The 12,641-nt window shown below is 41.6% G+C and carries 8 protein-coding genes; 5 read left to right on the forward strand and 3 right to left on the reverse strand.

Annotated elements, in window-relative coordinates:
- Positions 1-395 precede the first annotated feature (395 nt).
- Positions 396-1,544, reverse strand: coding sequence for an alanine--glyoxylate aminotransferase family protein (locus tag NSTC731_RS06355; protein ID WP_445630064.1), 1,149 nt, complete (start codon positions 1,542-1,544; stop codon positions 396-398).
- Positions 1,545-2,073: 529 nt separating this feature from the next.
- Here NSTC731_RS06355 and NSTC731_RS06360 point away from each other — a divergent pair.
- From NSTC731_RS06360 to NSTC731_RS06380, 5 genes are all read left to right on the forward strand, one after another.
- The gene (locus tag NSTC731_RS06360; protein ID WP_445630065.1) at positions 2,074-8,412 is read left to right on the forward strand and encodes a putative Ig domain-containing protein; all 6,339 of its coding nucleotides are present in this window, start codon (positions 2,074-2,076) and stop codon (positions 8,410-8,412) included.
- A 415-nt stretch (positions 8,413-8,827) separates the two neighbouring features.
- Positions 8,828-9,217, forward strand: coding sequence for a DUF1499 domain-containing protein (locus NSTC731_RS06365; protein ID WP_445630066.1), 390 nt, complete (start codon positions 8,828-8,830; stop codon positions 9,215-9,217).
- 269 nt (positions 9,218-9,486) lie between these two features.
- Positions 9,487-10,152, forward strand: a complete 666-nt coding sequence (locus tag NSTC731_RS06370; RefSeq protein ID WP_445630067.1) for a DUF1345 domain-containing protein — start codon at positions 9,487-9,489, stop codon at positions 10,150-10,152.
- Between the two features lie 114 nt (positions 10,153-10,266).
- A complete protein-coding gene (locus tag NSTC731_RS06375) occupies positions 10,267-10,512 on the forward strand; it encodes a ChaB family protein (protein ID WP_445630068.1) in 246 nt (81 codons plus the stop codon).
- Between the two features lie 180 nt (positions 10,513-10,692).
- Positions 10,693-11,259: a GNAT family N-acetyltransferase gene (locus tag NSTC731_RS06380; RefSeq protein ID WP_445630069.1), complete on the forward strand. Its 567-nt coding sequence runs from the start codon at positions 10,693-10,695 to the stop codon at positions 11,257-11,259.
- Positions 11,260-11,277: 18 nt separating this feature from the next.
- Here the strand turns inward: NSTC731_RS06380 and NSTC731_RS06385 are convergent, their stop codons facing one another.
- A complete protein-coding gene (locus tag NSTC731_RS06385) occupies positions 11,278-11,760 on the reverse strand; it encodes a cupin domain-containing protein (protein WP_445630070.1) in 483 nt (160 codons plus the stop codon).
- A gap of 494 nt (positions 11,761-12,254) precedes the next feature.
- Positions 12,255-12,422, reverse strand: a complete 168-nt coding sequence (locus NSTC731_RS06390) for a hypothetical protein (RefSeq protein ID WP_445630071.1) — start codon at positions 12,420-12,422, stop codon at positions 12,255-12,257.
- Positions 12,423-12,641: the final 219 nt, after the last annotated feature.

Raw genomic sequence — 12,641 nt, forward strand, 5'->3', positions numbered from 1 at the left:
AGCATTTATGGATAACGATTTACTCACTTTCTTTGCGGCTGCTGGGTTACTCATTCTCTATCTTATCTTCTCAGCTTTAACTGAAATGGGGACTAAATTGCCTTGGAAGAAATAAGCTGATGGGCTAAAAAGTTTACACTTCTAAACCTCATTGGGGTTGGAAAAAAAAGTAAACATCCTTTAGGCTTGGTTAATATATTTATTGTTCGAGATAGTACCAAATGCGCGATCCACAAAATAACCACATTAAAGTTGAGCCGGCAACCCTGGTTTTGATTGTATCTGTCTTAATACTTTTGCCTCTGCTGGTTGTTGGCTTTTTCTCGCAGTGAAGTTAGCGCGATGCTCTTTTTCTCAGGTGCGTTAAGCTACTTTTAACGCACCATATATCAAAACTACTTAGGCAAAACCTGCCGCAGTGCTGCTAAAAGTTGGTCAACACTTTCCTTTCGACTATTAAAGCCCATCAATCCCACGCGCCAAACTTTACCTGCAAGTTCGCCAAGACCACCGCCAATTTCAATATTATGTTCATTGAGTAACTGCTGTGCGATCGCTTTCCCATCTACCCCGGCTGGAATGCGGACAGTGGTAAGTGTTGGCAATCTATACTCTTGCTCAACGTGCATACTCAGTCCTAAATTCTCTAAACCTTCCCAGAGATATTCTACGTTCTTTTGATGCCGCTGCCAGGAATTTGCTAATCCCTCTTCTGCAAGCAAACGTAGTGCTTCCCGCAATGCATAGTATAAATTAATGGGTGCTGTGTGGTGATAGGTGCGTTCAGCGCCCCAATACTTGCCCAGCAACAACATATCTAAATACCAGTTTGCAACTTTCGTTTGTCGCTGTTGCAATTTTTCAACTGCACGCGCACTCATTGTAAAAGGAGAAGCACCAGGCGGGCAACCTAACCCTTTTTGGCTACAACTATAGGCTAAGTCAACTCCCCAAGTATCCAAAAACAAGGGGACGCCGCCCAAACTTGTCACCGTATCCACTAATAACAAAGTGCCAAATTCACGACACAAATCAGCGACCCCTTCCAAGGGTTGACGTGCGCCTGTGGAAGTTTCGGCATGAACTAGAGCTAAAATAGTTGGACGATGAGTTTTTAAGGCAGTTTGAATTTCCTCCAAGTTGAAGACTTGTCCCCAAGGTTTGGTAATGGTTCGCACATCAGCGCCATAACGTCCAGCCATATCCACAAGGCGATTACCAAAGTAACCAGCTACACCTATTAAAACTACATCACCGGGTTCTACAGCATTGGCAATGGTTGCTTCCATTGCAGCTGTTCCCGTACCGCTGACTGCAATAGTAAGTGAGTTTTCTGTTTGCCATACGTACCGTAGCAACGACTGAATTTCATCCATGAGTGCGAGAAAAGTTGGGTCAAGATGCCCAACGGGTGAAGTATTCATCGCTTGGAGAACTGTGGGATGGGCATTAGATGGCCCTGGTCCCAACAGCAGACGGGATGGGATTTCTAGCGGCGTGAGTTGCAAGCGCCCGGAGTCGTTAATTGAAATTGTTTGCGTCATAAATCTTTCTTCATTTAGACGATACTTACCGGATCATATAGGAATCCGATTTGATTCGGAGAACTTACTTGTCTAGGGAGGAAACAGGAAATCTAGCAATAGGGCATTGCAGAACAGTGCTATGAATTGAGGCAAGCAGAGGAAACTGAGGAAATTTTTGGACGTTGCTAAATCATTCCGCAAATATGCAACGTCAGGATATAGATGTGTACTCAACACGGTTCGGATAAGTCTTTTTAACTCAGAATTCCCTTTAGGAAAAGGTTACTGGGTTTGGGTTAGAGGTTTTTTCTCTCCCTTTCCCCTTTCCCCTTTCCCCAAACCGTATTGGATGTTTACTGAGTTTTTTATCAAAAATTTCAGCTACTTTCTATGCCCAAAATTTCTAAATCTTCATTAATTAAACTGGTGGATTTACCGAGGGAAAGGATTTATTTTATTCCTACATTGAAAGTGAAAGCAACTACAAGAAACGATCTGCAAAAAGTTTCATTTTTGCTGAATATCAGGGATTTACCATTGGAAATTTATGATAAAGCATAATAGCAATAAAAACTTTACTATAAACAAAATATCTAACAGCATTAATATTAAATCAACTTTAGACTTGTATCCTACTCGCCTAGTTTTTATTGACCCACAGATTGATGACTACCAAAGTCTGGTAATGGGTGTATTACCAGATACCTCAATTGTAGTCTTAGATGCCAACCAAGATGGTATTGAGCAAATTAGTCGAGTGCTGGAGTCTCATCAGGGAGTCAATAGTCTGCACATTGTTTCCCACGGCGCACCTGGGTGCATCTATTTGGGCAACAGTCAACTCAACAACGAAACGCTCAATCGTTACGCAGCCCAACTTATGGGTTGGGCAAATGCTTTGGGTGAAGACGCACAACTACTGCTATATGGTTGCAAAGTCGCTCAAACCGAGCCAGGTGTATTGTTTATACGCTGTCTGAGCGAATTGACAGGTGCAGTAGTAGCGGCCTCTGATGACTTGACAGGGAGTGCTGCATTAGGTGGTGATTGGGAACTGGAGGTTTCTACAGGATCTATTGTTCCTCGTTTAGCGTTTGGGCAAGAAGTAATAACAGCCTACGCTTCAATTCTATCTGTAGTTCTCGATGCCAGCTTTGATAGTGATGGCAAAGTCACTACTGATATTGGTACTAATACCACTGACATTGCTAGAAGCATTGTCATACAAGACGATGGCAAAATTCTGGTAGCGGGAGTGAGTAATAATAACTTTGCTGTAGTACGTTACAACAGCAATGGTAGTCTCGACACTAGCTTTAATAGTACTGGCAAAGTCACTACTGACTTCGGCAATACTGACATAGCATACAGCATTGCCCTGCAAGACGATGGCAAGATTCTGGTAGCGGGAGCGAGTAGTAGTAACTTTGCTGTGGTACGTTACAACAGCAATGGAGGTCTTGATACCAGCTTTGGTACTGCTGGCAAGGTTACTACTAACTTGGGCAGTACTGACATAGCCTACAGCATTGCCCTACAAGACGATGGCAAGATTTTGCTGGCAGGAAAGCGCGGTAATGACTTTGCTGTGGTACGTTACAACAGCAATGGAGGTCTTGATACCAGCTTTGGTACTGCTGGCAAGGTCATTACTAACTTGGGCAGTACTGATATAGCCTACAGCATTGCCCTGCAAGACGATGGCAAGATTCTGTTAGCGGGAGTGAGTAATAATAACTTTGCTGTGGTACGTTACGACAGCAATGGTAGTCTCGACACCAGCTTTGGTACTGCTGGCAAGGTCATTACTGATATTGGTACTAATACCACGGACACCGCCTACAGCATTGCCCTGCAAGACGATGGCAAGATTCTGTTAGCGGGAGTGAGTAGTAATAACTTTGCTGTGGTACGTTACGACAGCAATGGAAGTCTCGACACCAGCTTTGGTACTGCTGGCAAGGTCATTACTAACTTGGGCAGTACTGACATAGCCTACAGCGTTAGCGTGCAAGCTAATGGCAAAATTATTGTGGCGGGTTCGAGTAACAATAACTTTGCTTTAGTACGTTACAACAGCAATGGTACTCTTGACACTGATTTCAACACTACTGGCATTATCACTACTGATATCGGCACAAAGACTACTGATAATGCCTATGCTCTCACCCAACACGATGGTACGGTAATAGTCGCGGGAATAAGCGCCAATAACTTTGCTGTGGCACGTTACAGGGTTAACCAAAATCCAGTACTAGTGAAGGAAATCGCAGACAAAGAGACTCCAGAAGACATAAATTTCAACTTCACAATCTCAGATAGCTTCCAAGATCAAGATCCTGAAGACATTCTCACTTACACTGCCACTCTCGAAAACGGTGACTCTCTACCGAGTTGGTTAACCTTGAATGCTGCAACCAAAACCTTCAGTGGCACTCCCTTGAATGAGAATGTGGGTAGCTTGAACATTAAAGTTACTGCTACGGATACTTATCTTGCTCAAGTCAGTGATGTGTTTACGCTCACCGTTAAGAACGTCAACGATCCGCCAGAGGTATTTCAGGCGATCGCTCCTCAACAAGCAACAGAAGATGCAGTTTTCACCTTCACTATCCCAGACAACACCTTTAAGGATGTTGATGCTGGTGACATTCTGACTTACACTGCCACTCTCGAAAACGGTGACTCTCTACCGAGTTGGTTGAGTTTTAATACTGCTACCAAAACCTTCAGTGGCACTCCCTTAAATGAGAATGTGGGTAGCTTGAACATTAAAGTTACTGCTACGGATACTGCTCTTGCCCAAGCGAATGATATTTTTGTACTCACCGTTAACAACGTCAACGATCCGCCAGAGGTATTTCAGGCGATCGCTCCTCAACAAGCAACAGAAGATGCAGTTTTCACCTTCACTATCCCAGACAACACCTTTAAGGATGTTGATGCTGGTGACATTCTGACTTACACTGCCACTCTCGAAAACGGTGACTCTCTACCGAGTTGGTTGAGTTTTAATACTGCTACCAAAACCTTCAGTGGCACTCCCTTAAATGAGAATGTGGGTAGCTTGAACATTAAAGTTACTGCTACGGATACTGCTCTTGCCCAAGCGAATGATATTTTTGTACTCACCGTTAACAACGTCAACGATCCGCCAGAGGTATTTCAGGCGATCGCTCCTCAACAAGCAACAGAAGATACAGTTTTCACCTTCACTATCCCAGACAACACCTTTAAGGATGTCGATGCTGGCGACATTCTCACTTACACTGCCACTCTCGAAAACGGCGACTCTCTACCGAGTTGGTTGAATTTTAATACTGCAACCAAAACCTTCAGTGGCACTCCCTTAAATGAGAATGTGGGTAGCTTGAACATTAAAGTTACTGCTACGGATTTAGCTCTTGCCCAAGCGAATGATATTTTTGTACTCACCGTTAACAACACCAACGATCCGCCAGAGGTGGCGAATGAAATTGCTAACCAACAAGCAACAGAAGATACAGTTTTCACCTTCATTATCCCAGACAACACCTTTAATGATGTCGATGCTGGCGACACTCTCACCTACACTGCCACTCTCGAAAATGGTGAGTCTTTACCGAGTTGGTTAAGCTTTAATGCTGCAACCAAAACCTTCAGTGGCACTCCCTTAAATGCAAACGTGGGTAGCCTGAACATCAAAGTTACTGCCACGGATTTAGCTCTTGCTCAAATCAGTGATGTGTTTACACTCACTGTTAACAACACCAACGATCCGCCAGAGGTGGCGAATGAAATTGCTAACCAACAAGCAACAGAAGATACAGTTTTCACCTTCATTATCCCAGACAACACCTTTAAGGATGTTGATGCTGGCGACATTCTCACTTACACTGCCACTCTCGAAAACGGCGACTCTCTACCGAGTTGGTTGAATTTTAATGCTGCTACCAAAACCTTTAGTGGCACTCCCTTAAATGAAAACGTGGGTAGCCTCAACATTAAAGTTACTGCTACGGATTTAGCTCTTGCCCAAGCGAATGATATTTTTGTACTCACCGTTAACAACACCAACGATCCGCCAGAGGTGGCGAATGAAATTGCAAACCAACAAGCAACAGAAGATGCAGTTTTCACCTTCATTATCCCAGACAACACCTTTAAGGATGTTGATGCTGGCGACACTCTTACTTACACTGCCACTCTCGAAAATGGTGAGTCTTTACCGAGTTGGTTGAGTTTTAATGCTGCAACCAAAACCTTCAGTGGCACTCCTTTAAATGCAAACGTAGGTAGCCTCAACATTAAAGTTACTGCTACGGATTTAGCTCTTGCCCAAGCGAATGATATTTTTGTACTCACTGTTAACAACGTCAACGATGCGCCAGAGGTATTTCAGGCGATCGCTCCTCAACAAGCAACAGAAGACACACTTTTCACCTTCATTATCCCAGACAACACCTTTAAGGATGTTGATGCTGGCGACACTCTCACCTACACTGCCACTCTCGAAAACGGCGACTCTCTACCGAGTTGGCTGAGTTTTAATGCTGCGACCAAAACCTTCAGTGGCACTCCCTTAAATGCAAACGTGGGTAGCTTAAACATTAAAGTTACTGCCACGGATTTAGCTGTTGCTCAAATCAGTGATGTGTTTACGCTCACTGTTAACAACACCAACGATGCGCCAGAGGTGATGAACGAAATTGCAAACCAAGAAGCAATAGAAGACACGGTTTTCAATTTCACTTTCTCAGAAGACACCTTTAAGGATGTCGATGCTGGCGATAGCCTCACTTACACCGCCACTCTCGAAAATGGGGATTTTCTACCTAGTTGGCTAACCTTCAATGCTGCTACCAAAACCTTTAATGGCACTCCCTTAAATGCAGATGTGAGTAACTTCAACATTAAAGTTACTGCTAGGGATATTTTTGGGGTTGAAGTCAGTGATGATTTTGCACTTACTGTTAAGAACGTTAACGATGCACCAGAGTTAGTTGAGGCGATCGCTAATCGAAAGGTACTTATAAATACGCAGTTCAATTTCACGATCCCAGAAAATACCTTCATTGATATTGATGCCGGCGATAGCCTCACCTACACTGCTACTCTCGAAAACGGCGAACCACTGCCCAGTTGGCTAACTTTTAATTCTGCTACCCGGAATTTTAGTGGTACTCCGACGATGGAGAATTTGGGTAATCAAAATATCAAAGTCACTGTCAAGGATATTTCTGGGGATGAAGCCAGTGATGTGTTTGTATTGACAGTTGCTAAGTTCAATAGTGCGCCAATTGTAGATCGGGCGATCGCTGACCAAAAGGCCACAGCAAAAACTACCTTCAACTTCACCATTCCTGAAAACACTTTTAGCGATGTGGATCTTGAAGATACCCTGACCTACACTGCTACCTTAGACAATGGCGATCCACTACCTAGTTGGTTAAGCTTCAATGCTAACGAGCTTACCTTCAGCGGCACTCCTACGAATGATGATGTGGGTAGCTTGAACATTAAAGTCACCGCCACAGATCCGGCTCTTGCTGAAATTAGTGATGTATTTGCACTCACAATTGCTAAAGCTAACAATCCACCAATTGTAGAGCAGGCGATCGCTGACCAAAAAGTTACGGCAGAAACTACCTTTAACTTCACTATCCCTGAAAACACCTTTAGCGATGTAGATATTGAAGATACCCTAACCTACACTGCTACCTTAGACAACGGCGACCCACTACCCAGTTGGTTAAGCTTCAATCCTAATAAGCGTACTTTCAGCGGCACTCCTACGAATAATAACTTGGGTAGCTTGAACATCAAAGTTACTGCCAAAGATTTGGTTGGGGCTGAAGTCAGTGATGTGTTTGCACTCACCATTGCTCAAGAAATTACTGCTGAGACTAAATCAACTAGCCTACTGACAAGAATTACAGGTGATATCTTTACGATCAAAAATCAAGTTGACGGTGAAAAAGCCAAACTCTCAGTCAAGATTAAAAGCAACACTTCTGAAGAAGTCAATGAACTGGGTGTATTTGTCGTTGACGATGCAGAAGGTAGGATTAATGGCGTAGCCCCTGGTGCTGCAAATTACACCGAACTAGCTCTCCAACGAGCAACAGTGCTTCTTTCATCTCTTGCCAAACTACCCAATGGTTTTAATCCCACTGACCTCAGCAGGTTACTGGAGTTCAACTCTGAGAGCAACCTAAGATTTTATTTAATCCGTAGCAGCACTACTCAGGCGGTGCTATCTGGACAAACCCCTTTTTCTCAGGTGCTTTTTGCCTCGGATACGAATGTGGACGATACAGGGTTCTCTCTCAACTTCCAGAATTTGGTTGTCAAGATTGCAGCAACAGAGCAAGATCCACCTTTAGGTACTGGTCTTCAAGGAAAGTATGAACCCGAACTAATTGATTTACGGGATGTGAAACAATTGGTGAAAGCCGAATTTGTAGTTCATAGAGAAGCAGCTTTTAACAACTTTGTTGGCTTTTATCAGATAACTGATGAGAATGGTGGCATCGATACCAATGGCGATGGTAAACCAGATGTGCTGGTTGGACAGGCGGGTTATACTCAAGCAGCTATTAGTCACCGTGTCGCTGGTATTGATTTGAGTGTAGCTAACGAAGGTACAGCAACTTTCACAGGTAATTTCCAACCTGGTGCTATTTTCGTCCCATTTATCATCGTTAATGCCGGGACTGATGCAATTCTTGATAGCAATACCAATAACGATCCGGCAGTTTACTTCTCCTTCTTGGGTGCTAACACTGACAAAGCAGATCATATTCGCCTATTAGGAAATAACGCTTTTGGCTTTGAGGATTTAGCTAATGGCGGCGATCGAGATTACAACGATTTGATTGTCCGAGTTAATTTGAGTATCGCCTAGTCTGAAATGACTCGGTATAGATGTAATATAGCCTGTAAGCTTTATTGAGCAAAGAATACAGGCTTTTTTTTATGAAAAATTGTAGGTTGGGTGAAGCAAGGCGCAACCCAACAAAGTTATGAAAATGTTGGGTTTTTGGCGCTAACCCAAGCGTATTGAATCATAAACAGCGATCGCATCACCGATGTTTTAGTGAATCTGTCATTTGCCAGAAGATGCGATTACAGCAAAATATTACAGTGATTCAAACAAATGTGTGAGAGTATATTTATCGTAAGTTCAAGGGGTTAAGACCCCTACATCTATATGTAGCAGCAGTTTCAGTCGGGGTTTAAATCCCCATTTGAAATGTCTTTAATTTTGAATTTTGAATTTTGAATTTTGAATTGTTAATCACTCACCCGGAGACATAATTATGGTTTTTGCTGGCAAACGACCAAATAATTTAGGTATTAGCAACGGTAAATTAGCATCTTGCCCTAATTCTCCCAATTGCGTTTCTAGTCAGAGTACAGATGCATCTCATCAAATTGCACCACTGACTTTTACATCTACTCCAGAACAAGCGATTACTAATCTTAAACAGATTATTGAGTCTTTACCAAGAACCAAAATCATTACTTTCAGTAATGATTATTTATATGCAGAATTTAAAAGTGCTTTACTGGGATTTGTGGATGATGTAGAATTCTATCTAGACCGGACTACCAATGTTATCCATGTACGTTCAGCTTCACGTTTAGGTCAAAGCGATTTGGGTGTTAATCGTAAACGCATAGAGACGATTAGAGCCAAGTTCCAATAATTTTTAATTGAACTAAAAGCTGGAGATTAAAGACTAGGAAGATAAAGAAGTAGTTGGACAAAATTAATTACACCATGTCATTGCGAGTGAGACATTCCCAGAGTATTGGGTGATTCACAGAGTTTGCAATGGTTGTAAATATTTTTGTCCATCTACTTATGTGGATTTAGACTATTGTAAAATCTGGAATGAAGATTGTGGAATGTGGTGTAGTGTTTCACCAAAAATTATGAATTACGAATTAGTTAAACTCTGCGATCGCTAAATTTGTGAAATTTAATTTATTTAAAAACTTTGACTCTCGACCCCGACTAATTGTTGCTGTCGGATTTGCTGTATTAGTTTCAGTCATCCTGCCGCCTTCTCTGCACTTACCTACTCGCATTCTCTGCGCTTGGAACTCCGGTATTGACTTTTTCTTAGCGATAACGTGGTGGAAAATGACCAAGGCTAACCCAGAAAAAATTCGCCGTTATGCCGAGAGTGAATACGAAGGACATTTGGCTATATTTATGCTGGTAATTGCTGCGGCTTGTGCCAGTGTTTTAGCTATTGGGTTTTTACTTGATAAAAAAGGATTGTCAATAATTCAGCTTACCCTACACGTTGTACTTTCAATTATGACCATTGTCGGTTCCTGGTTATTAGTGCATACGATGTTTGCAGTGCAATATGCGCACAGTTATTATAAATATATTAATCGTAATCATAGTGAAGAAATCACTAGAGGTTTAGATTTTCCTCATAACGACTATCCAGACTACTGGGAATTTTTATATTATTCATTTGTTGTCGGCATGACCAGTCAAGTTTCAGATGTGCAGACAACATCACCCTATATGAGACGCTTGACTCTGTTACATGGCATATTATCATTTTTTTTCAATACCACCATTTTAGCTATGAGTATTAATATCATTGCATCGCTGATTTAAAAATTGTTTGACTCAGCCAAAAGTATGATTATTTAGTCTCTACTTAGAGAAGGAGGAAATTAGATTACCAGTTCTTTAGCATGGACTCAAGTTAAGATAATTCGGAGTGAGTTCATGCCTTATAACAAAATAGATGAATTAGCGGAAGACATCAAGGGACAACTGCCTGAACACGCACAACAGATTTTTCTTGCGGCATTTAATGCTGCTGAAAGTGATGGTTCGAGTGAAGAGGGTGCGCGCGATATTGCTTGGAATAGTGTAAAAAATGAATACGAACCAGGCAATGATGGTAAATGGCAGAGAAAGCCTGAAGACACTGCGATACATAATAAAGCTGTTGTATCTGGTGGGAACTAAGTAAATCTCACCTGTGGATAACTATCTAATCTCAAGGGTCTTATAAGGGTTTAAGGGGAATTTTATTCTTAAAAAATAGAGATAAAATTCCTCTTTTTTCCACAAATTATGTCAGAATATAGATATTTTTAACAACTTATATTAATAGCTGCTATAAAAAATATTCTATCTATACAAGATATGCTGATTATAAAAGACGAAATATCTATTCGTCTCATGCAAGATGAAATGTATGATTATGAGTTGATGGCAAAATGGTTAACTAATGCAAAAGTTTTAGAATTTTATGAAGGAAGAGATAATCCTTTCCCTTTAGAAAGAATTATAGAAACTTACAAACCGATGGTTAGAGGAGATGAGCCGATTATTCCTTGCCTCCTCTACTATCAAAATATTCCCATTGGTTATTTGCAGTATTGTACGCTCAATGACTTATCGGAAACAGATAGACAATTGTATCATCTCGACCAAACCGATCGCGTCTATGCGATTGACTTATTCATCGGCGAAACCGGCTATTGGAACAAGGGAATTGGTACAAAAATGCTGTCAGTATTTATCAACTATCTTTTTGAACAGTGTCAAGCTCAGAAAATTGTTATAGATCCGCACGTTAACAATTACCGTGCTATTCGCTGTTATGAAAAATGTGGTTTTGTGAAAGTAAAGCTATTGCCGGCACATGAATTGCATGAAAGAGAATACTCAGATTGTTGGCTCATGGCAATAGAGCCAAAGAAATCATGAGGAAATGCATTCTACCTATTATGCCTTCTTACCTGCTACTGGTTCAGCTATATTTTCCATATCCACCAGATTCCACTTTAAACCTTTGCTCCTATATATACGCTTGTGCAAATTTGGATAATCACCGATATCATGCTCTAGCCTTTGACCAACTACTATACATTTGAATATAGAATTGCCCGTGTTTTTCAGGTTGTGCGGCTTACCACCAGCGCGATATCCAATAAAATCTCCTGCTTTAACTGGATAAACGCTTTCTCCAATTGTTGCTTCGGCTTCTCCCTCAAGAATGTATACGCACTCTTCTTCGTGATAGTGCATGTGAAGCTCCGTTGATTCACGTCCAGGCTCTACCTCAATGATGTGGAAACCAATATTTTTTAAACCTGTCAAATCCCCTAAAGACTTATTTAGTCTGCGAGCATTAGAGTTGAGAAAATGTGTTTTTTCTAGTCCTTCATAAGATTCAATCTCTTCTTTGGTGACTAAATACTTTTCCATTTCTTGATACCAAGGTGTTAAGAAAATTTGATGGTGAGTAAACGAGGGGCCTAAAGATGAATTAAGACGGAAGTTAAAACAGGTTCAAGGGTTCCATCTCAGCAGAAGCGATGCCCTTCTCTACGAGACGCTCCGCGTAGCTTGCTTCTCCGAAGGAGTACGACAGGCTCAGGGTAAGACCTACGGCGGTAAACTACGCTTCTATTTGTGGATGGGATTATATCATCACTTCGTTATTAAGTGCAACTTCAGAGAAAATTGGTATCAGTTAATGTCTGACTGGATACCGAGAGTAGTAAGTAAAGCGGCGTGAATAATTCAAGGTTTGTAGTGTTCGCGAAGCATCTCGCAGAGAGGCTTTCAGCCCTCAAAAGAGGACTAAAGTCCTCACTACAAACTAATCTCAATATTTTTTACATTACTTAATCTAGTTTGATTTCTTCTTACCGACTTACTTACATCAGTTTAGATCGTAGCCATAGTAGGTTACTAAATTAACTTGCGTGTTCCCAGTCACTAAGTAACTCATGTTGTTGGACTATTTTATGGGATTTACGAAATGGTACTTTGGGAGTACCAATACTCTTACCAGGAAAAGACTGTTTTTTCGTCTTGGGAGGTCTATTTTCTAGGGTTGTTGAACTGAACTGTTGGGTTTTCATTGGTAAATAAATCTCTGATTAAAACCTGAGCATTAATTTAACGTGAGTTTGACAAGTCTTATTTGACCTCTCCCCCAGCCCCTCTCCGATGCGGAGAGGGGAGCAAAAAGCTTAATTTTTCTTTCTCCTCCCTTTCCGTTTCGGAAAGGGAGGCTGGGAGGGAGAGGTTCATCGAACTCACGCTAATTTATAACATCAATTTGCAAACGGCAAATTTCT

This window comes from Nostoc sp. DSM 114167, from assembly GCF_052692655.1.